Origin of the sequence: Neobacillus sp. 204, from assembly GCF_046562815.1 — a bacterium.
Classification (GTDB): Bacteria; Bacillota; Bacilli; order Bacillales; family Cytobacillaceae; genus Neobacillus.
In genome coordinates this window covers 80,097-101,886 of sequence record NZ_JBJORY010000011.1, presented here as the reverse complement: position 1 = coordinate 101,886, position 21,790 = coordinate 80,097, and the positions used below count along the sequence as shown (strand labels likewise).

Sequence of the window (21,790 nt, the reverse complement as noted above, 5' to 3'; positions counted from 1 at the left end):
TCCTTTATAATATAAAGTCACTAGGCAAAAAAGGGTTTATTGTGACGATTAAAATCAGTGCACTTTGTCACATCAAGTGGTCCTTTTTATCCAAATGGAATAATTCTTTTAAAGATTTGAATTAGAGGAGAAAACGCTGGAAGTACCAGATTAATCCCATTCCAAAAATCCCTGCAGTTGCAGCTCCACTGAAGACATTAGACCAATTGAACCTCCTGATATAAAGCAGAAGAGGAAATAGGAGCAGGATGATTAAGGCTTGTCCCCCTTCAACACCGATGTTGAATGAAAAGATGGACAAAATGGATCGCCAAGTTACATCGTTAGACAGTTGCAAAGCACCGGCGAAGCCGACCCCGTGAATTAACCCAAATCCAAAGACTACTGCGTACCGATATTTAGCTGAGAATCCAAAATAATTTTCTACCGCTACAAATGCGATGCTTAACGCAATAAGCGGTTCGACAATCTCGGAAGGCATATTAAGCAGCTTCAAAGCTGTTAGGCCGAGGGTAATCGTATGGGCTATCGTGAATAACGAAATGACCTTGATTACATCAGTGATACGGCGTGTACCTAAAACTAACGCCATGACAAAAAGAATATGGTCATAACCAATCATGATATGGTGAAAACCAAGGTGAACAAACCGGATCACCTGGCCGAAAACAGTTTCCTTTCCAATGTTTAGTTCCCGTTCACCAGCATTGAAAACAAACTGACCAGTTTTGTTTCCAAGGTCGTATGATACGATATTTCGATGCATCGGATCATTATCATCAAAGAAGATACTATAATGTATTTGAACAGAGGAATTAGAGAAAGGTGCCGGATATTCAAGTACCATTTTGGCGTAATCCCGGCCTACTCTCCTATTTATGTCTGTGGAAACTACTTTACCCTCCGCTTTCGCTCCATCTGTGAATACCTCGAAATGGGACGAAAGGTATGAAGCCACAGTATTACGATGATTTTCTAATGACGTATTCAACTGTTCTGCTTGAGCACCTGGTTTAACACCGAAATCAATCATTCTTCCCAGTTCGAAAAAGTCAATATGCAGCTCCACTCGCAGCTTTTCCCCATCCATAGTGATCTTTGAGTAGCCTTCACTATTATCTGTGTGGGCTGACGCATTAATTGAAGGAAGCAATAACGAAATTAAGCATGAAAATATGACGAACCATGTTACTATTTTTCCCAACGTTTCTCCCACCCTTAATCAAGTAATTTCACCAATTCATTTGTGTAATGACAGATTTTTATCTAGACACAAGTTCTTTTATTTATCATTCTAATAAGGGAGCGTTAATAAAGTTTAAATAGAATATAGATTTATAATTAATTGATGGTAAATAAAATTAGATAAAATTCCCTACAAAACTTAACTTGGACAGTGGTGTATGAGAATGGAAAAAGAGGAAAATGAAGTGGAAGATGGTGCTTATAAAAAAATGGATAATTTTTTCATAACTCTAGGTCCAGAAAGAGCAGATTTGATATTGCTTTAGGTAAGGTGCATTGATCTCCTCCAGTTTGAAGTATTAACCATTTTCAGTCGCATTTTGAAATGTGCCGCTCTACAAATTGAGCGTTTTTTTAAATTTTTAATTCAAAACGGCCCCGGAATTGGAACAATTCCCGGAGCCGTTTTGATTTTCACTTATTGATTTACCAGCTTAACGAGCGGTTTGCTTAATTTAAGCAACTGTCCATTACTCTTGGGCAAATTTTCATATCCTACATCAAGTTAGGATTCATTACCAATATATCGATCGAGAAACTTTACCATTTCCTTATAGGCAGTAATTTTATTTTTTTGTTTTACAATGGAATGGCCTTCATCTTCGAAGCGAATAAAATCAACTATGTGATTTCGTTCCTTTAGTTTATCGACTATTTGCTCAGATTCTTTTATGTGGACTCGCGGATCTCCCTTCCCGTGAATAACTAATAATGGGGTGGTAATCTGATTTGAATAATTCAATGGATCAATTCTATCAAAAAATTCTCCGTCTCTTTCAATTGTTCCATATTCACTCTCCCTGAGCATCTTACGCCATGGACTTGTTGTTTGAAGGAACGTTCTAAGGCTGGACATTCCCACAATATCAATAGCAGCAGACCAAAGATGTGGGTAGTGACTGATGGCAGCAAGAACCATAAACCCGCCATAGCTCCCCCCCATGATCGCGATCTTTTTGGAATCAATGTTCCCATTCGCCTTTAGCCAATCCACTAAAAAAATGAGATCTTTCACTGCATCCATTCTTTTTCGGACATCGTCCAAATGTGTATACGTTTTTCCGTAACCTGTACTCCCCCTAATGTTAGGTGTACACACGGCATAGCCCTGGTTTAGTAAATACTGTTGAACGGGGTTGTATACCGCACGAGCTTGACTCTCCGGCCCGCCATGAATATAAATAACAACTGGAAGCTTGTCAGTGGATTCTTTCGGCTTCGAATAAAAGGCAGGAACTTCAAGGTTATCAAAAGAGCGAAAGGTTATAAGTTCTGGCTCAACTAATTTATGTTCCAGGACTGTTAAGCGGGAAACATATGTAAGCCTCTCCGCCTGAATAGTCTTTAGGTCAAGTTCCCATATATCAGAAGGATAGGCCGCTCCCTTAAACTCATAGGCTAGTTTTTGGCTATCAGGGGAAAATTTTAGATTTGAAATGACTCCGATTGGAGTTTTCCACGTATAAAGGTAACTTCGGTTTATGTCTATAAGTACCCCCTTGGAAATTCCTCCCTCATTGATCGAATAAGCTAACAAATTTTTATCACTATTCATTGCCAAATCCTCAAAATCCCACTTTCCCACCTCAAGCCACTCGAGATGCTTGGTTTTTATATTTATAAGAGCAAGCCCATAGAATTCTTTGTCTTTATTCGATAATAAATATATATGGTCCGCATCCCTATTAAAATGGGCATCTTTGAAACTAGCTTCCCCTGTATGTTCTGTTAACCAGTTTATAGACCCTGTTGAAAGGTCAATTATGCCCAAATCATTATCTAGAGGGGAATTTATCTTCTGGAGCAAAATGGAATTACCATCAGGAGACCATTTAACCGCTGAAAATGTCCCATCACCAGACGTCAAAAGACGAATATCCAACGATTCCAGATTTTGAATATAGATATCAAAAAAGGCTGGATTCCGGCGATTACTCGACCAGGCGATCCATTTTCCATCTGGAGAGCTTCCACCATAACGGTGTATATGGTCCGGTGAGTTTGTCAACTCAATTGGTTTTCCTTCTTCCTTAAGTAAGTACAATTGCTGATTTTCATTTCCGCCCACATCCATACCAACAATCAAATTAGATTTGCCATTTATATAGCTAATAAAGGTGATTCTTTCTTTTGTAAAGGAAGTTTGGACAGGCCATCCTTCACACCCTTCCTCTAGATTAAGTTCCCAAACTTGTGGCAAACCAGTATAATCAGCGATAAAGCTTAACTTGTGACCAATCGGGTCGTATACTGGATTTTTGGCAAAACGAACATGCAAATAAGGTTCTATACCAATAGCAGCCATAAACATCCCCTATCCAATTAAGGCATTGTTTGACACACTTAGCAAAATATGTACAAGAGTCATTGTGAAGGATTCATTAAAGCTTTTATCCATTACAAGGATCAACTTTGCGTCATTCTATCCAAACCATTATATTTTGAACCAATTCATATTATTCTCTTTGACTTGAGTACTGTTAAGTGCTTATTAAAAAAGAAACTATATAAAATCAATTCGAACTTTTTTGGTTTGATAGTCTTATTTAGACCTAAAAATAAAAAAGCCTCAACTCCTTTCAGGAATTAAGTCTTTAGAATATTTATTATCTATAATTCAGGTATTTGCCAGATTTCAGCAATCAGTAAACCTATTAATCTTAACTATGCAAGCTTCCCTTCAACCAAGGACGATGTCGATAGGGACCAATCGGAATTTGGATTAGGCTGGTTTTTCCTTGTGGCTCTATCCTGTAAATCTCATCACTCAGGTTCGCATCAAACCCAAGGAGTGGGTGCCCCCCCATGCCGAGGGCGGACGCCGCTAACAGTAACCGTTGCACAAGCATGCCAGCTTCCATTTGTTGAATACGGTATCCTCTATAGCCCAGGGCCGTTCTGTATGTTTCCCTGTCTCCTACCACATGGAGGCAGAGCGGTACTTGGAGTAAATTTACATTATCTAGAGACATGCCAGATTGTAAATAAAGCCGATGGTCTCCGAGATGTACCTGTCGTAACACATGAGCAGTACTGTCATAATGATAGGCACCATCCGGAATACCTTCAACATTATACAAACTGCAATACAGGGAAACACGCGGCTTGTTCTTCCGATATGTTTCATCCAAATCATTCCGATAAGAAAAGGACGCTGCCGCCTCCTGCAATAGTGTAGCCAGTTGAGATTGACTTACTTTCCCCAAAACAAAATCCATGTCGGGTGAGAATCTCTTTCGGCAAACTGACGCCAGATCATAGGACAACCGCTCCAAGAGAGGCAGAGCTTCCGCTTGACCCTCACAATTCATACTTTCTTTCGCCTCGATCATCCGAAACGATTGAGTTGAATGAAGCATCGACGCTTCATTCAACATTGTTAACATCGGATACTCTTTGATTCTCCGTGACCGGACGTAGTGATGAGGGTGAATGGCTATTAGCTCTCGACACAATTCAGCGGCAGAGCCAATACCGTCACTTTCACTCCCATTAGCAGACCAGATAGTGGGTTCTACTGAAAGTGGGATCACCGCATAAACACTCTCCTCCTGTTCGGAAAGTCCAACAAGATGGTTAATAGCACGATCAAGAAACTGGAAGTAAACCCCTGATGCAAAGCCAAAACGTTTTGCTACTTCCAGTAACTGTCCAATCACTACACCTGCATCCAACCCTTGTAAACGGTAAGAAAAGTTATTATATTTGAAGAAATTTTTCCAAAACATGGTTGACACAAATACAGTACCAAAACAAGCAGATATTTCACAGCGATTACCAAGGGCACGAGCTATATATGAATCGAAATTTCCTTCTCGTAACAATCCCAAGCGATGATGGGCCACATCATAATGGTACACCCCAACAGGTAAATCCTCTACCTTGAGATATACGTATAATTCATTGGGATACAATGCACCTCCCGAAGGAGCAAACCGCCGAAAGGATTGTAATAGATTCGCCGTTTTATCGATGGAATCCAAGGGAAACACTGACTGGCTAACTTGAGAAAGACCGTAAACATACCAGAGAAAATGACCCATTTTGCGAAGATCAGGCTTCGCTGGCGGTTCTTGTCCTTCAAGTGTCAGCGGTACTTCTAGAGAAAATGGTACCTCTGGCAAGCCACGATAAAGCTTATATGGGAGTGGTGCATCTGCCCAATCAACTTCCCAGTTAGGCACGCTTGCCGCATCAATATCAAAATGTAAATTGTGCAAAAACTCCTCTAGACTCATCCTCCTTGCCTCCTAGTCGCCGCTTATGGAAACGGATGTGGATGTGGGTTTAGCTGTTCAAATGTCAGCGGCTGCTGTGAATATCCGAGTTCCATCGGTACCCGTAGCACCCGATCCAGACCAGTAACACGGGTAAGATGTTGTCCGAATGTCATTGGAAGCATCCCTGGAATCAACACCTTCACACAATATAGTCCGTTCCGTATTAATTCAGGGGTCGTCTGATCTACCACAATCACATCAAGATTTATTTGCCGAAATACTTCAAGAATATCCTGCAGATCATCAGTAAGGTCCAAATGACTTGACTCCCACTTGAATTCCTCGGCAAATGTAAGCAATGGACGATGATCGTTCAGTAAAAAGTTCAGGCGCTCTTCCGCTTGCGGCAAACCGTATAGCATGCCATGATCATCCATTTGTTTTACCAGAGATGAATCTTTAAGCATTCGGGTATATTCCTTCTGGTTCGTCTCCAATTTCTCGTCAAGGGTCAGCATCATGCCAGCCAATTCATGAACCGCACTCTTAACTGCCCGTACCGGGTCGAGATGTGCCCCAGCTGCACAGATAAGATTCAATCCCTCTTTCTTTCTATTTTTCGCAATCGTAAAAATACTTGGAATTCCGTGCTCCATCGTTGAGTTATACAAATAAAGATCATATCCAGCGACCGCCCGCATTCGCTCGATCATCAACTGCAATTCTTGGTCGTCCGCCGAAGCAGGGTCAAGACGCGGAAGGTTCATCCGGGCGTACCAAGTCATCAGAAAGGAATCGCGCTCCACCACTTCCATTATTCCGTAGAAAATAGCCTCCTCCAAACTTCCGCCTAACGCGCATCCGTTGGAAGTTTCATAGACAAAACCACGCTGTCCGCAGCCCAAACTATAATAAGCAAGCAGCTCTGGGACAAGAATCGGTCGCTCTTCCAAAAACGAATAACCCCATACCCAATTCATTGGCCGATCAGGATTAAAGGGTTGAAAAGGATAACCAGGCTGGTCATACTGTTCCTTTGAGTGCACACCTACTTTAATCGGATTGAGTGCTTTATGTTTCAACTTCCGGAAACTATCAAAGACAACAGTACGTTTACCACGCGGCTCCAGTCCGCAGTATCGCTCTAGTCCTTCTAAAATGGCGGTTAACTCACTTACCGCATAGGAATTTGTCCGGCCTGCTGTTCCCTCATCCCCCTCGAACAAAGGCAAATTAACACTGACATCAGCAAATGGTGGCACAAGATCAACCATTTTCCCATTCAATAGTCCAATTCGCGGATCCAGATAATCCTTAGATAGAACTTCATTCAGCTCATCCAACGAACGGCACCGGAAACTGTTGCGGCTGTTTTTCGGACTTGGCTGCAATGAAATTTGCGCAGCGTCCTCGGAATCGTCGGGTAAATGGCTGCAAACCGGACACAACGGGACAGGCAGAAAGGAATGCCATGAACTCTTCAATGTTTTCAAATTGATTAAACATACTTGACCTTCCGAAAGGGCATAATCACCCTGTAAAATTCGCTGGACCTCCGCCCTGATCTGGTGTGCCAGCTGCAAGAGTCCTGTGGAGGATACCCATCCTTCAGGCTGCATTCCTCTGGATTCCTTCATCCTCTGCTGCATCTCCCACATCTCTTGACGGTCGCGTCCTGCCATAAGCCGTCTTAGGTCCGCACACTGAGAACACCCCTGTGTCCCTGGCTGAACAAGCGGCCCCACCACACCCTCTCCAAATGACACGAAGCCTCGCAGCCATGGTGTACCTGTTCGTCGAAACCATTCTTCTGCCTTTTGATGAACAGAAGGATTCCAGGAATCCTGCAGAACAAGAGCTAAATCAGTTTTTTTCGGTACAACCGCCTCGAATTCGGCCTGGCGAACTACATGGTAATGGGCAAACAATTCTTGGCACACACTGTCCGCCACCACCCCATCTCCAACAACCAACACGATAGCGCTCACCAAGTTTCCTCCTCTCGAAGCAACACACCAAACACCCCTGCCAATCCTTCTTTCAAAAATGGTTCCTTTTTTTGTTCAAACACCAAAATCCGCTTATGATTTCGTTCCAAGACTTCCATTGCGGTCTGCAAGTTGGAGGATTGGATCTTCTCATCACATGCAGGAATGACAATGCTTTCTCCCACCTTTTCTTCCAGAAGCAAAGACGAAACCTTAAACACTTGCGCCTTAAGGTTTGCTTCTGGGTTTTGGAATTTAACCAGTGCTTGTTGTAACACTTTTCGTAATGCCAATGTTAGATTCAAATCTACACCGCGATACCATCCGTCACAGGTACCAAGCCATACCACAGGGAAACCGGACACTTCCTCTCCTAAACCAATAACAGGTGCTCCCTGTATTGTAGTCAGCGCCTGCAAATAAAACCGGCAACGTTCATCTTCTACAGAACTCAACTGCACCCGAGTGACGGATATCCTCTGTTCAGGCAGTTGAATGTTCAACTCCTCGGCTAAACACTTTTGTAATCCGCGGCAAACACCTTCCGTAAACGTTTCCCCCGCACCAATTCCAACAAATTCTTGTAGTTCTATCCTATTAAACTGGACTTCTTGATAAGGAGTTAGACTGGTAAGAAGCATACCGGCCATTCGTGACACATAGGCTTCAATCCCGGCAAGACCTGCTTCCCTTCGTGCCTCTTCATGTGTTAGACCTGTACAGACAATGTCACGTAATAACTCAGCCGGTCCCTCCGACAACGGGTCAACCGCCTGAACACGACACTGGGCTAACGGCAGCTGCTTTAAATCCTCTTCCCCCCAAATATGGAAAATACCTGACACCTCTGATGTCAACTGGTGGAAGTAAAGAAGTAATTCACTTGGCTCACCATTGCTCAATCCCTGTTCAAGTCGCAAATCGAAATCTTCAACCCATTCAGCCAATATTCGTCCAGTCACTAGAGGATGCGGGATAAACGGATGCCAGTTTCCTTCTAACGTATCCAGATCAAGGAGGAAAAGTTGATTCTTCTGTTCTTGCTCGGATACTCCTGTAACCTCTTTGAACAATTCAAATACAATCACATTTGCCAACATCGCTCCAGCTGTGGAAGAGTAAGCAGGTATTTGCTGTTCTTTAAATAGCACAGTTTGGTGCAAGCGGCGCCATGCAGAATCCCAGCACGCCTCAGAATCTGGACGAGCTAACGGACCTGCTATACCCATTTGCTGAATGCATATAGCAGGGAGAAAAGATTTCTTCTCTTCCCTACAAATCGTATGAAGAAGTCGCAGTTCCCCTAGATTGCCCTCCTGTGACACGTAAAGAATCGAATCAAAATGCTGTATATTCTCCCGCCAAAAACTTACCTCATTCGCCTTTAGTTTGATTTCCTCTACCGCAACCTCTTGGTCTGTCTTACGGGCATGTGCGACAAGTTCCAGTAAACGCCGTTTATTAGTCGGTACCTCGTCAGTGATTAGTAGCTTAAACTTGGGCAATCCGGATTCAATCAACGAAGAAACCATCGAAACAAATAAAGGACCAGATCCAATGGCCAACACTTTGGCCTGACGATAAGTTTGAAAACGGTACGCTCCCGAATCAACAAAACTCTCGACAAATTCAATTTGTGAAGCATGCCTTTTTAGAACCTGTTCCTCCAATTGATGTGGATGGTCTTTACTTATATCTCGGACAAACCCATTTCGATACAACACTTCAGCAATTTCATACACCCGATCTCGGTGTGGACCCGGTAATCCCTCTGTTAAATCCCCCAAAGTGTATTCCCCGTTGAACACCGGTATCAGCTTTTCAACCCACTGATCGATCGTACTGCCTTCCATCCGGAACGAACTTATGTTGTTCCGAAAATACACACCGCCATTTGAATCGGGGAGAAAAAACGTGTCCCTTTTTACTTTCAAACGCATAGAAGGGTCCAAACTTGTCATTTCACTCCTCCTTAGTTTTAGCTTTTCTCCTTCTGTATCATTACTTTCACTCTAATTCTATGTATCTCAATTTGTCCCATATGTCTTTGCTAATAGAGAAGAACCCCTACAAAAATCTCATGCAGGGACGGTCTCTTCTCATTAGCCAACCAGTTTTCCATTGAAAATCAGAACAATTAACCGCCGCATCGGCCTCCGCCGCATCGATGGCCCCCGCCGCAATTAGAGCAATGTGAACATCTAAAGCAATTAGAGCAATGGAAACAGCTAAAACAGTTAAAACAGTTAAAGCAATTAAAGCAGCTGAAACAACTAAAACAACGTCCAATACCACTAATACCACCAATACCTCCGATACCACCAATACCTCCGATACCACCAACACCACCGAATTGTCGAGACTGATCAAAATAGTATTGGTTTGGGTCTATAGGAACAGCATGGGTCGATTGAAAATCGCCAACATTCAACATTTGGAGTTCATTTTGGAATGGATTCATTTTCATACCTCCGTCTTTTTTTAATCTAAACCAGCACATGAAAAGGGGAACCAAACAAACTTAACCTGACAAATAAGTGTGTCCTAGGAAAATCCACCAATGTTTCAAGTACTCTCTCCATCAAAATATGAGCTTTAGGTGGGTATTGTCACTGATGCAAAAGCCTATTTTTATTGAAAATTCATAAGATTACGCCATAATGCTTACAAATACTAGAAATTAACTTCGACTATTATGTATTCTAGTAATATTTCGAGGCTTCTCACCTATTGTCAGGAGGACTTCCACACAAAATGGCCCATATTGGATTATCTGGGGCATTTTTTATGATGTGGTTTCATAAATAAGAAAAGTGCATGATTAACAAATTCAAAATGGCACCCAGGGAGGAAAAACATGATACAACAAACTGTAATAATAAACAGAAATGCAGGTTTATATGCTCGGCCGGTCAATAAACTCGTTCAAAACGCGTCTCGTTTTAATTCTGATATCTTTCTTACTTACAAAGGACGAAAGGTAAATGTAAAATCGGTACTCGGCGTTTTATCGTTGGCGATCCCTAAACAGGCAGAAATTATCTTAGAAGTTTCCGGGGAAGATGAAATCGAAGCATTGAAAGAGGTCGTTCAAACGTTGGAAATGCTAGAATAGTAATGTTTCAAAAGGTAAAAGGTGAGGCTGGCTCCACAGTGCGTTCCAGCCTCTTCCACATAAGATGTAATGGACAACCAACCAATTATTTTAAAGTTAAGAACTTACTTACATACCCTCGATCCCGATGATACAAAATAAGTGCCACCACTAAGATCCCAGATGCTATCCAGATCGAGGTGTTCCCTATGTAGGTAGTAGAAAATGTCCCGGTTAACGCGCCAAATAAAAAAGAAAGAATGATAATAAAAAACTCTTTGAATTGTTTTTTTGCTTCATCATTATCTTCTTTTAAGGCCAAATATGCTGCTTGGGTTGCCGTCCGAAGGTTCCCTGTTGTCATCGTTGAATTATAGGCCCACTTGTCTAACTTATTGAAAGTGGAAATTTGTAAAGAGGATACAAATGCAATACATACAGTTACCACGATGTTAGGCACACTTTTCGGCAAAAGACCTACAATAACTAATACCAGGCATTCTAAGATAAGAATAGACCTTCTATAGCTGTGCAAAACTTGTCTAACACGAGGAATTTTAGCCATTTCTGATACCAAAACACCTAAGATAAATGCTAAAAGCGGCGGTATATAAAGCAACGAGCCTTGCCATTCCCTATTAGCTGCTTTTACAGCGAGTAAGACCAAATTTCCTGTTTGGGCATTAGCAAAAACGCCGTCTCTGCTAATAAACGTATAGGCATCTAAAAAACCTCCGACCACCGCTAATAAAATACCCAAATAAAATGAATTGGACGATAACGAGGGGATTTTATCTTTCATTTTGCGATCTCCTTGATCCTATTTACTAATTTGTATAGTATTCTTTTCATCCTTGTTAGGAAATATCAATTCCTGATTTTCTTAAAATATCATGAAATGGAATGAAATTGATCCTCAATTTTTGACAATACAAAGAAAAGATAAGTTGATAACGTTTTTTATAGATGTAATTTAATAATTTTCCTAATAAAATGTTGGCATTTTTGCAGTTTTTTGATTCTATGAGCGGATTTTTGCATTTTATGGGCGAATTGTTATATTCAATGGGCGAATTCTTGAACTTAATGGGCGAATTTCGTATTTAACGAGCGAATAGCGGAATCTATCAGGACTGCTAGTTCTATTAGATAATTTTCTGTTTATATCTGCGAATTCCATAGTACAATCAACGAATAAGATTTTAAGTTAAGGTAAAATCCTTAGAAAAAGGGACCTAACTTCAATAAGTTAGTCCCTAGTTTTACAAACGATTATGCTTGATTGTTCTTCATCCAATCGATAAGTTCTGCGATGGCATCTTCAAAATCAACTGCTGCCGTCCCGTCTTCTGGAATTTCCTCCATGCTATGATCAAACTCATCCAGCCTGACAATCAGTTCTTCCATGCTCTTATCTGTCTTTAGTTTCTTTGATTGATATTTTTGGGCTTTATTTATAAGGTCAGTAAACTGATGATCCTCACCAATTTCATCCACCAAGCTCCAAACCTCTTGTAATACCGCCTCTAATTTTTGCACAGAATCGTGCAGCTTATGTAATTTCTCGATCGATTTTTCCATTCTGTTACTTCCTTTCTTTCTAAAAATGCTTGTTTAATGAACTCCAACCTATTGTTTTCATCTCGCATCCTATCTATGAAAACTTTCCAGCTTCTTCTTCTAATTAGATTGCCTTTGTTATTCAATTATAAAACAGATTCCTTTGGTTAGATACCAACCATTTCTAGAAATAGAAAAAACGCCTATAGGCGCTTAATAATTGCACTTTGGACAAGGTTGATAGGGGTTTTTCCCATTTCCACATTGTCTGCACTTGTCTGTGTATTGTTTACTATTTTTAAATTTCCATTGGTCATACGTGATTCCGTATGAACCTTCATCGTTTAGGTATTTGATATAATCATTCCCATAAGGATAGAGCAACAACTCCACCTCCCTTTATATTATAAATGTATGCGCTTACATCATTGAAAAACACTAAATATAAATAAATAAAGTGTCAGGCACCAAGGGGCTCTTTACTGTGTAATGGCATAATTGAAAAACAAAAAAGGACGAACCGTATGGTTGTCCTTAATTAAAACCAAATAACTTATTTTAATAATAATTTTTCACCATTTCACCCATGACCCAATTCGTTCTTGCACCTGTCACTCCGCTGCTAGGGCACTGAGAGCTACCAGTTGTTAAGTCTGTTACAATTGTTTCGACAAGGGGTTGATGGACGTGCTCTGGTCGTTCGAAACTCCATTGCTCCATTCCGCTAGCCGTCGTTAATATGATGGGCTCGTTTCCATAAGTAGAAAAGGTGATTTTCCCTTTGCTCCCCACGATTTCATTGATATCGACATCTTCAAAAGCAGTAAAACACCAATTTCCCACCCCATGGATGCCTGATTCAAATCTATATGTACCTGTTACAATATCTTCCGCATGGTAATAGCCGGCTTGATTGGATGCTAATCCTTGAACAGTGGTAATCGGACCAAGCAGAAAATCTAATAGATCGAGCGTATGGCTGGCTAAATCAAAAAACAGTCCCCCGCCTGCTAATTCGGGTTGAACTCTCCAGGGTAGGTTCTGTGGGTCCAACACGTCTCCCGAAGCTTTTTGATATTGTGTTGATGATACAAACCGTACCTCACCAATCGCTCCATTATTCAACAGCTCTTTAATTTTTTTAAAATCGCTCTTGCGCTCTACGGTAATAAGCAACATACAAAGGCACTCCTGCCTCCTTACAAGCAGCTATCATTTCTTGACATTCCTCGTAATTTCGGGCCATTGGCTTTTCTACATAAACAGTTTTCCCTGCCTTTGCAGCCTTGATTGTGTATTCTTTATGCGATCCAGGCGGTGTGGCTATATAAACAGCATTAACCTCAGGATCATTTATCAAATCATCCGCATTATCATACCATTTTGGGACAGCATGCCGTTTTGCATAGTCTTCCGCAAGTTCACCTGTTCTTCTCATCACGGCTACCAACTCTGATTGGCTAATTTTTTGGAAAGCCGGACCACTTTTCACCTCGGTTACATCACCGCATCCGATGATTCCCCAACGAACTTTATCCATTATCATCAAACAAATCTCCTTATTTGCCACAGCACTTTTTATATTTTTTGCCGCTTCCGCACGGACATGGATCATTTCGACCCACTTTATTTTCATTATGAATTGGACTAATCTGGGAAAGTTCACCCTGCTTACTATTATTTCTATATTCCATTTCTCTTCCTAGCGCTGCTAATTTCCAATCCATTAATTCTGGGTGTTGCTCGCCTAAAATAGAATAATAACTATAAACTGTCTGTTCGATATCAACTAGGTTTGAGAAGTATTCTTTTTGCATGTGGTCGCTAACTTCAGGTAATCCTTCCTTAGACAACTGATGGCAGAGTGCCTCAATCAGCATGTCTTGATCCTCAAGCTCATCTGAACATCGATAGGCATCTTTTAAAGCCTGAACAGCCTGGTCAGATTTAATATTTTCAATTATCGAACTAGCGAAAATCACCGATTCCGATTTCTTTAAATAGGATCCAACCGCGTTCACCACATCATCTGATTGAAAGCGAATTAATGCGGATGCAACTTCTTCCAACAAGATATCTTCATCACGGACTAATAAGCTGGCTAGATATGGAATATACTGTTCAATTTCTAGTAATCCTATCATATAAACGGAAAGGATTCCTTCATAGGAATACCATGGTTTATTTCGTTCCGCTTGGATGATTAGTTCTATTTCTGTTTCTGTAATCCAGCCATGCTGAACGATACTAGTTGCCAGTTTTTTCGCTTTTATGTATAAGGACTGATGGTGATACTCTTCGTTCTCAAGAGCCTGTAAGGTTTCTCTATATTCAAAGTAAACTTCTTCTTTTGTACCATTTACTAAAAGTTCATAAAATGACCAATCATCCTCAGAAATATATCTTAAAAGTTCCTCTTTATATTTTAAAGCTAGAATTGGGTCAATCTCATAGAATAATCTTATCCCTAAATGGATCTGGGTCTTATCCATCCTAGGGATATTTTCCAACAAAATCTTGACGGCCTCTTCATTGAACTTCATGTTATCAATGTATATTAGGATCGAGGATTGCTTGTCCTTGTTAGTAAAAGCTTCCTTCAATAATTCTATCGTCCATTCTTCTGGGACGTTTGGATAATCGTGTAATGCATGAAGCACCGTTTCTTGAATTAATAAATCATTGCTAATTATATGAGGTTTTATTTTTTCTAAAAAGGTCATCCTATCAGTCCTTTATTCTACTTTTTCACCTTCATTATACTTCATTTTTTGGGGCATCACCAATAATCCGAGCGTTTTAACAATTTCAAATCGAAAGTCTATCTTAAGGGCCATTTTATACACAAAAAAAGTGTCAGGCCCCCCCTACAATTACGAGGATGGTGCCTGACACTCAATTATTAATAAAGGCTCTTTCCGTAAACTTTGTTGCTTTTGGAGCCTTAATAGGGTCATTTACTAAGATTATAGGCAATTTTCGCACAGGTTCTTACGAAAAGATGCCCGAAGCATATAGTTTTACGGGTTGATGGACTTATACGAGAAACAACAATCAATGCGAAAATAGCCTTAATAAAAGAATTCTGTTTCATTGTTTTTGACTGAATCTATTTGATTGCCAGGTGTTGACGATTTGAAGGTCGTAATTTTTTCATATTCTCCTGGTTTTAAAACGCTTTGGTCTCCTCTCATTAAGTAGGTGTAGGCAATAATAGAGATGAACAATCCAAATGTCCACGCGTTATCCCATAAAAAGCGAAGTCCCGGAATAATAAGTCCTAGGACTGGAATTGCTACACCAATGATCAGGGCATAAACACCGTTTTTATTAAAACCAGATGTATAGCTATACCGGCCGTTTACATCATAGAGCTCATTAAGTGCCATTCTTCTCTTGCGCACAAGCCAGTAATCCGCTATCGCAATTCCATCAATCGGACCGAGTAAGGCACCATATGTCCCCAGCCAGCCAAAGATATAGTTTCCAAAGTTCTCCATAATGTACCATGGCTGCATTAAGATGGCAAAGACTCCAGTGATTAAAGCACCTAATCCAAATGTAATCCGTTTTGGATTTAAATTTTCGATCGCACGGGCCGGTGCGACAATGTTTGCACCGACATTAATCGTTAAGGATGCTATGACAATGATTAAAGTCCCCAAAAAGATTACATATGGCGGGAATTTCGCAAGCAATTGAACGGGATCCCAAAGAGCTGTCCCGAAAATCACCACTGTTGCAGATGTAACGGCAATTCCAATGAAGGAGAAGATACTCATCGTAAGTGGAAGTGAGAAGCTTTGAGCAAGCATTTGTGATTTTTGACTTTTTGCATAACGACAAAAGTCAGGAATATTCAAGGCAAGGGTTGCCCAGAAAGCAATAACGCCTGTTAATGCCGGGAAAAATACTTTTAAAAATGCCCCGGTTGTTTGGAATTCAGATGGGGTGTCCAAGATAGGCCCCCAGCCTCCTGCATTTGTATACGCCCATATTAGAAGAATAATTGAAGCGATACCCACAATCGGTGTTGCAATTAAGCCTAGTACTTTCATGGCCTGTGGTCCCTTATAGGCTACAATAACATTTAATGCCCAAAATAAGGCAAAGACGATAGCCGTATGGCCTGCTAAGTTTCTCCAGGCAGGAAATGATGCTGATAAAAGAGTATCAATTGCTCCTGTACCAATCCAGGTGTTGATCCCGAACCATCCAGCTGCAACAATGGCTCTCGCTAAAGCTGGGATATGTGCTCCTTTAGAGCCAAACCATAAACGGGCAAAAACGGGATATGGAATTCCAAATTTTGTACCTGCATGTGAGTTTAATAGAATAGGGATAAGAACTATGACATTTCCAAGAAAAATCGTTCCAATCGCTTGCCACCAATTCATTCCTAACGAAATCAAGCCACTTGCCATCGTATATGCTGGAATACATAAACACATACCAATCCATAATGTGGCAAAGTTCAGCCCTTTCCATGAATGTTCTTTCATTGTCGTGGGCCGTAAATCATCATTCCACATTTCACTGTTACTCAAACCATTGGCTGCTTCAGGTGTCAGGGTAACAATACCATTTTGTTCAATTTGCGTTTTCAACAAAATTCCCCCTTATTGGTTATTCAACGAGTTTTCCTAGTGAAACAATTATGCCGAAAGATCAAGGGATACATCAGAAATCTTTAAGATTTACCTAGGATTGGTATGGAACTTACCTTAACACAAAATTTGAGAGAATATTGAAAAAATTCAAATTAGATGTAAACTAAATACCATTGCGTCCCTCCCTACTATTCTTTATTCCAGGCAAAGCACAAGCAAAAGAAAACCTACCTCCCTATCCTATATTATATATCTCCCATTTACCCTGTCATTGGACAAAAAGTATAATGATTTCTATCAATTCTTTTATGTTATGTAAAATGAATCCTCTGAAGAATCCTTCTTTATCTCCTGAGTACCAACTAATACCATATAATGGAGTATAATAAGGAGGACAAGATTTGTCTTTAAAAGTGTAAGGATTTCTCACATGATTTTTCTATTAGATTAATTATTTAATAATATAAAAAAGGGGGTGAGTAATCCGGTGCGTTAAAGCTTTCATTCAACGGATGCTCACCCCAAAATTTTTAAATTTCCGATTATATTGATACGTTTTTATTTTTCTAAATTTATTAACACCTTGGAAAATCTTTTGATGCCTTCATGAATGTAAGTTGATTCCGCCCTGCCAAATGTAAAACGCTGATAACCCTTTTCAGACCCTAAGACCGTTCCTGGTACAAATGCGATCCCATTCCTTATTGATTCCTCCAGTAATTTTTGTTCATCTTCTGGCCTGTGTAATTTACACCACATATGAATTCCACCCTCGGGAATCGAAAAAGAAATTTTATCATCCAATAGCTGGTTAAGGCTTATAACAATTTGATCTCTCCTCTGTTTCAACTGTTTTCTTAAAAATTGAATATGCGGATGAAAGTATGCGGACCCAAGAAATTGATTCGCTATCCATTGTGGAAAGATACTGTGTCCAAAATCAACTTGTTGTTTGGCGTCTGCAAGTCGTTGAATGACCTTGGGTGGTCCAATTATCCAACCAATACGCAATCCAGATGCAATAATTTTGGACAACGAACTGATATAAAGCACATTTCCATTATCATCCATTGATTTTAATGTCGAATTAACTATCCCATCAAAGGAGGTCAAACTATAGGGATCGTCTTCTATGATTGGAATACCAAATTCAGCGGAGAGGTTTAAAATTTGTTTTCGCCGTTCCATGGAAAGTACTGTTCCTGTTGGGTTTTGATAATCAGGATTTAAAAAAACCATTCTTAAGCGATGTTTCTTATGTAAATGAATAAGATCATCCGGGTTTATCCCTTGTGAATCCACAGGTAATCGGTAGATCTTTAAACCTGCCGTTTGAAACATGGGAAGAGAAAAACAATAGGATGGGTCCTCTATTGCAACAGCGTCACCCGGTTTAAGCAGGCATTGGACAATTAAATGCAAGGCTTGCTGTGCACCAGATGTAATAAGAACCGCTGCTGGCGTTGTTGTAATGTTTTTATACTCTTTTACATGATCGGAAATAGTTCTCCGTAAATCTTCATTCCCTTGCGGATCGTCATATCCAAGATAGCCTGTAAATGGATGCTCGGAAAGGATTTGACTAAATTGCTCATTTGGAAATAAACTTGGTGATAATTCACCACTAGCCATATTAATAAGATCATTTCCCTGGGTTTCCTTACGTATTTTTTGAACAACAGGAAGGTTGGGAAGAAAAGACCCCCTTTCCAAATATCTACTCCAGTTTGGAATACGTCTATGTTCAAGCCCCCAAATGTCTGTGCTAACACGGGTGCCGCTACCTTTTTTCCGCTCGACAATCCCCAGAGACTGGAGCTCTTCATAGGCTGCTATCACTGTACTCCGGTTGACTTGCAGCTCTTCTGCTAAGACTCGTTCAGAGGGTAACATGCTCTCCGTTGAATACATTCCTGTTGAAATTCCTTGCTCAATGTAATCAGCAATTTGTTTGTAGATCGGTCTTTTTTCCGTACGATTTGGTTTCCACCCCAAAATTATCACTCCTTTCCATCTGATTGAAGAAGTTATGAACCATTCGTCATAAGTGGATGGTCCAATTTTTTGTGAATTGGATGGTCATTTTTTCTAACATTAACTTTAATATAAGAATCATACATTGAAACTCTTAGGAAAAGTCAATCTTTTTATAATAAAATTATTTAGTGAGGATGAAGATAATGAAGTTTGGTATGGCTCTTATTGTTATCGTTTTAATAGCAGCATTGATTGGGACACTAGCACTTACAGGTAAACCTGATGAAAATTATAAAAGTTCCACAAAACAAAACACATTACGGTTGACGGGGATTTATGTCATCGTCATTATAGCTGCCATCGGAGGTTTAGCTTGGTATATTAGTATGAACTAAATATTAATAAATCCACAGATAACACGCATAATAAGGAAAAAAAAGGTGTGTTAACCTGTGAATTTCCCTACCATTCAAACGAATTTTTGGGATGCAATTTTTGCTATCCCCCTCATTATTATGTTAACTCAATTAATAAAGGTTTATTTCAAGTTACCAAAATGGTTTGTACCCACCATAGCACTAATCTTCGGCCTAGGAATTTCCATTTTTATTAGTCATAAACATAATACTTTTGGCGGTATATTTATGGGTTGGTTTTACGGATACGCAGCGATTGGGACATATGCTTCGTTAAAAACAAATATTATTTCTTATAGAAATAAACAAAGTAAATAATAGGAATCGTCACCCCCTAATTCTGACTAGTAAATATTTCATCAAATAAATGGTCGCACTATTCTAAATCTATTAAAAATAATTATTTCGAAATCCGAAAAAGATGTTACAATACTAATTATTACATTTATAGATTGAAGGGAAATGGATGAAGAAAAAGCGATGGCTTATTTATGGAATGTTGATTTTCGCTACGGCGACCTGGGGAAGTGCATTTATTGCTGGAAAAATTGCCGTTCAAAGCTTTGAACCAGCAACGGTTGCTTTTTTACGGTTTTTAGGGGCTGCAGTCCTATTGTTTCCATTGATGTGGCTAACGGAGAAAAATCGGACCAAACCTACCCTTAAAGATTATGGCTTATTTGCCGTTTTAGGTTTAACAGGAATAGCTCTTTATAATATTTGCTTTTTTATTGCCACCAAACATGCACCAGTGATTAAAAGTTCCTTATTTATTGCTTCGAACCCCGTATTAATTGTCCTTTTATCAGGCGTCTTTTTAAAAGAGAAGATCACCAAGAATCATATAATTGGCATGGTGATTGCTCTTATAGGAGTAACTTTTATTATTACAGATGGTCATGTACTTTCATTGCTGCGATTCGACTTTGAAACAATCGATTTTGTTTTACTTGGTGCGGTGATTTGTTGGGCCTTATATAGCGTGGTCGGTAAAGTGGTTTTAAAAAAATTCACCCCCGTGGAATCCACCACCTATGCGGTTGCGTTTGGGACGTTGTTTTTATTGCCCTTTGCCCTTGTGGAAACCACATGGAAGGACGTACAGCATGCGGACTATGCAACTTGGTTGGCCATTGCCCATATGAGTATCTTCGTCACAGTGGTTTCATTTATCATGTATTATTACGGAATCAAAGAAATTGGCGCTGCAAAAGCTTCGATTTTTATTAATGTCATGCCCGTCTCAGCTGTATTGATGGCAACCATCTTTTTAAATGAAACCTTCACCTTGGCCCACGGAGTTGGTGCAGCCTTTGTCCTATCTGGGGTTTATATTGGAACACAAACAAAAATATTTAAGAAAAAACTAAATACTGTTAACCGTGCCATCTAAAAAGTTGGAGCAATGGGAACAATTAGTTCTTATCACAGACTCAAAAACACGCGTAAAAGGACTTACCTCATTGGTTAGTCCTTTTTTAAAAAGCACATTATTACTAAAAAAGTGCACCTTAAAGTATAATAATTATATAAATTAGCTATCAGAGAAGGAGCATGCATCATGGGTTTTATTGTTTATTTTATTCTAATCATGATAGTTCCATTATTAGTGCAAATGTATTTAAGGAGTACCTACTCGAAATTTTTAAAAGTGGGATCCTCTTCTGGATTAACTGGCGCCCATGCCGCAAGAAGAATTTTGGATCAAAATGGCTTATACGATGTTGCTGTCGAAGAAGTGAGAGGTCACTTATCGGACCACTATGATCCAAGAAGTAGAAGTGTTCGGCTTTCTTCAACAAATTTCCATGGTACTTCCATTGCCTCGATATCCGTAGCCATTCACGAGGTTGGCCACTGTCTCCAGCAAAAAGACGGTTATGTGCCTTTACGTGTCAGACATGCATTAGTACCTGTTGCAAATATCGGCTCAAATTTTTCATTTATCTTAATCTTAATCGGTATTCTTCTATCCTCTGCCAACTTTTTATTACTTGGGATTATCGCTATGGGCGCTGCAGTGCTATTTCAGGTGGTCACGTTACCGGTTGAATTCAATGCGAGTTCCAGAGCGTTGAATGTAATGGTTGGTTCTGGTCTGATTAGAAATGAAGAAGAGTATCGGGCGAAAAAAGTGCTAAATGCGGCTGCGTTAACCTATGTTGCTGCAACCGTTATAGCCGTTGCAGAGTTACTTCGTTTTGTGCTCATGTTTACCGGAATGCAAAATAATGAGGACTAATTTAATATTGAAAAGAAAAATAAGACTCCCTTATTCGGGGTCTTATTTTTCTTTTATTTTAGGATTTAGCTGATGTTATGTCGTTATACGGCAAGATAAGTTTTTCCAACTTCTCATAGTCCATAGAACTTATTTCTTCCATTAATCTAGGAATCGCTTTTTCAGGATAGCCATAATCACGTAGGAGTTTTTGCTTTTTTGCTTTTTGTTCCATACGAACACCTTCCATCATGTATTTTGTATTTATCTTTTGTTCACTTTGATGAAACCCCATCATTTTCACATTGTGCCCGAGACAGTTGTGATATATGAATGAATTCCTTTGTTAATTTTATTAGTTTACATAATATAATTATTGTTAATAAAAAAATCGTAACTGACTGGATTCTCATTTTTCTTATACAGGATACAATTAGTCTTAGTTAGGCAATTTTTATA

General features: G+C 39.8%; 18 protein-coding genes and 1 pseudogene. 5 read left to right on the top strand and 14 right to left on the bottom strand.

Going from position 1 to position 21,790, the window contains the following annotated elements; translation table 11 throughout:
* Positions 1–121: 121 nt before the first annotated feature.
* From ACJ004_RS21455 to ACJ004_RS21430, 6 genes are all read right to left on the bottom strand, one after another.
* Positions 122–1,204: a HupE/UreJ family protein gene (locus tag ACJ004_RS21455; RefSeq protein ID WP_410895174.1), complete on the bottom strand. Its 1,083-nt coding sequence runs from the start codon at positions 1,202–1,204 to the stop codon at positions 122–124.
* Positions 1,205–1,750: 546 nt separating this feature from the next.
* Positions 1,751–3,550: a S9 family peptidase gene (locus ACJ004_RS21450; protein ID WP_410895173.1), complete on the bottom strand. Its 1,800-nt coding sequence runs from the start codon at positions 3,548–3,550 to the stop codon at positions 1,751–1,753.
* A 355-nt stretch (positions 3,551–3,905) separates the two neighbouring features.
* Complete coding sequence (locus tag ACJ004_RS21445; RefSeq protein ID WP_410895172.1) at positions 3,906–5,483, bottom strand: SagB family peptide dehydrogenase; 1,578 nt, start codon at positions 5,481–5,483, stop codon at positions 3,906–3,908.
* Between the two features lie 23 nt (positions 5,484–5,506).
* Entirely contained in the window at positions 5,507–7,453 is a 1,947-nt protein-coding gene (locus ACJ004_RS21440; RefSeq protein ID WP_410895171.1) for a TOMM precursor leader peptide-binding protein, read from the bottom strand.
* Positions 7,450–9,414 (bottom strand): putative thiazole-containing bacteriocin maturation protein, encoded by a 1,965-nt coding sequence (locus tag ACJ004_RS21435; protein WP_410895170.1) that lies wholly within the window; start codon positions 9,412–9,414, stop codon positions 7,450–7,452. Before ACJ004_RS21435 ends, ACJ004_RS21440 begins: the two co-directional genes overlap by 4 nt.
* Positions 9,415–9,590: 176 nt before the next feature.
* A complete protein-coding gene (locus ACJ004_RS21430; protein WP_410895262.1) occupies positions 9,591–9,887 on the bottom strand; it encodes a heterocycloanthracin/sonorensin family bacteriocin in 297 nt (98 codons plus the stop codon).
* Positions 9,888–10,310: 423 nt separating this feature from the next.
* Here ACJ004_RS21430 and ACJ004_RS21425 point away from each other — a divergent pair, with 423 nt between their 5' ends.
* A complete protein-coding gene (locus tag ACJ004_RS21425; protein ID WP_410895169.1) occupies positions 10,311–10,568 on the top strand; it encodes an HPr family phosphocarrier protein in 258 nt (85 codons plus the stop codon).
* 85 nt (positions 10,569–10,653) lie between these two features.
* Here the strand turns inward: ACJ004_RS21425 and ACJ004_RS21420 are convergent, their stop codons facing one another.
* The 7 genes and pseudogenes from ACJ004_RS21420 to pdxR form a co-directional block, all read right to left on the bottom strand.
* Positions 10,654–11,349: a YoaK family protein gene (locus ACJ004_RS21420; RefSeq protein ID WP_410895168.1), complete on the bottom strand. Its 696-nt coding sequence runs from the start codon at positions 11,347–11,349 to the stop codon at positions 10,654–10,656.
* A gap of 470 nt (positions 11,350–11,819) precedes the next feature.
* Positions 11,820–12,128: a hypothetical protein gene (locus ACJ004_RS21415; protein ID WP_410895167.1), complete on the bottom strand. Its 309-nt coding sequence runs from the start codon at positions 12,126–12,128 to the stop codon at positions 11,820–11,822.
* Positions 12,129–12,310: 182 nt separating this feature from the next.
* Entirely contained in the window at positions 12,311–12,448 is a 138-nt protein-coding gene (locus ACJ004_RS21410) for a hypothetical protein (protein ID WP_410895166.1), read from the bottom strand.
* A gap of 217 nt (positions 12,449–12,665) precedes the next feature.
* A pseudogene (locus ACJ004_RS21405) lies at positions 12,666–13,653 on the bottom strand (Gfo/Idh/MocA family protein).
* Positions 13,654–13,666: 13 nt separating this feature from the next.
* Positions 13,667–14,830, bottom strand: coding sequence for a YecA family protein (locus tag ACJ004_RS21400; RefSeq protein ID WP_410895165.1), 1,164 nt, complete (start codon positions 14,828–14,830; stop codon positions 13,667–13,669).
* A gap of 348 nt (positions 14,831–15,178) precedes the next feature.
* Positions 15,179–16,714, bottom strand: a complete 1,536-nt coding sequence (locus tag ACJ004_RS21395; RefSeq protein ID WP_410895164.1) for an NCS1 family nucleobase:cation symporter-1 — start codon at positions 16,712–16,714, stop codon at positions 15,179–15,181.
* Positions 16,715–17,275: 561 nt separating this feature from the next.
* Entirely contained in the window at positions 17,276–18,712 is a 1,437-nt protein-coding gene (gene pdxR, locus ACJ004_RS21390) for a MocR-like pyridoxine biosynthesis transcription factor PdxR (RefSeq protein ID WP_410895163.1), read from the bottom strand.
* A 185-nt stretch (positions 18,713–18,897) separates the two neighbouring features.
* Between pdxR and ACJ004_RS21385 the strand changes: the two genes are divergently transcribed.
* The 4 genes from ACJ004_RS21385 to ACJ004_RS21370 all read left to right on the top strand — a co-directional run bounded on the left by ACJ004_RS21385 (position 18,898) and on the right by ACJ004_RS21370 (position 21,352).
* Positions 18,898–19,089 carry a hypothetical protein gene (locus ACJ004_RS21385; RefSeq protein ID WP_410895162.1) on the top strand — a complete coding sequence of 64 codons (192 nt, stop codon included), beginning with the start codon at positions 18,898–18,900 and terminating at the stop codon, positions 19,087–19,089.
* Positions 19,090–19,146: 57 nt separating this feature from the next.
* The gene (locus tag ACJ004_RS21380; protein ID WP_410895161.1) at positions 19,147–19,428 is read left to right on the top strand and encodes a hypothetical protein; all 282 of its coding nucleotides are present in this window, start codon (positions 19,147–19,149) and stop codon (positions 19,426–19,428) included.
* A gap of 148 nt (positions 19,429–19,576) precedes the next feature.
* Positions 19,577–20,503 (top strand): DMT family transporter, encoded by a 927-nt coding sequence (locus ACJ004_RS21375; protein ID WP_410895160.1) that lies wholly within the window; start codon positions 19,577–19,579, stop codon positions 20,501–20,503.
* 168 nt (positions 20,504–20,671) lie between these two features.
* Positions 20,672–21,352 carry a zinc metallopeptidase gene (locus tag ACJ004_RS21370; protein WP_410895159.1) on the top strand — a complete coding sequence of 227 codons (681 nt, stop codon included), beginning with the start codon at positions 20,672–20,674 and terminating at the stop codon, positions 21,350–21,352.
* A 58-nt stretch (positions 21,353–21,410) separates the two neighbouring features.
* Here the strand turns inward: ACJ004_RS21370 and ACJ004_RS21365 are convergent, their stop codons facing one another.
* Positions 21,411–21,566, bottom strand: a complete 156-nt coding sequence (locus tag ACJ004_RS21365; RefSeq protein WP_410895158.1) for a hypothetical protein — start codon at positions 21,564–21,566, stop codon at positions 21,411–21,413.
* Positions 21,567–21,790 lie beyond the last annotated feature (224 nt).

Coding starts and splice junctions, on each gene's coding strand:
- ACJ004_RS21450 (WP_410895173.1), bottom strand. CDS start 3,550: ATGGCTGCTATTGGTATAGAACCTTATTTGCATGTTCGTTTTGCCAAA.
- ACJ004_RS21445 (WP_410895172.1), bottom strand. CDS start 5,483: ATGAGTCTAGAGGAGTTTTTGCACAATTTACATTTTGATATTGATGCG.
- ACJ004_RS21435 (WP_410895170.1), bottom strand. CDS start 9,414: ATGACAAGTTTGGACCCTTCTATGCGTTTGAAAGTAAAAAGGGACACG.
- ACJ004_RS21430 (WP_410895262.1), bottom strand. CDS start 9,887: ATGTTGAATGTTGGCGATTTTCAATCGACCCATGCTGTTCCTATAGAC.
- ACJ004_RS21425 (WP_410895169.1), top strand. CDS start 10,311: ATGATACAACAAACTGTAATAATAAACAGAAATGCAGGTTTATATGCT.
- ACJ004_RS21420 (WP_410895168.1), bottom strand. CDS start 11,349: ATGAAAGATAAAATCCCCTCGTTATCGTCCAATTCATTTTATTTGGGT.
- ACJ004_RS21415 (WP_410895167.1), bottom strand. CDS start 12,128: ATGGAAAAATCGATCGAGAAATTACATAAGCTGCACGATTCTGTGCAA.
- ACJ004_RS21410 (WP_410895166.1), bottom strand. CDS start 12,448: ATGAAGGTTCATACGGAATCACGTATGACCAATGGAAATTTAAAAATA.
- ACJ004_RS21400 (WP_410895165.1), bottom strand. CDS start 14,830: ATGACCTTTTTAGAAAAAATAAAACCTCATATAATTAGCAATGATTTA.
- ACJ004_RS21385 (WP_410895162.1), top strand. CDS start 18,898: ATGAAGTTTGGTATGGCTCTTATTGTTATCGTTTTAATAGCAGCATTG.
- ACJ004_RS21375 (WP_410895160.1), top strand. CDS start 19,577: ATGAAGAAAAAGCGATGGCTTATTTATGGAATGTTGATTTTCGCTACG.
- ACJ004_RS21370 (WP_410895159.1), top strand. CDS start 20,672: ATGGGTTTTATTGTTTATTTTATTCTAATCATGATAGTTCCATTATTA.
- ACJ004_RS21365 (WP_410895158.1), bottom strand. CDS start 21,566: ATGGAACAAAAAGCAAAAAAGCAAAAACTCCTACGTGATTATGGCTAT.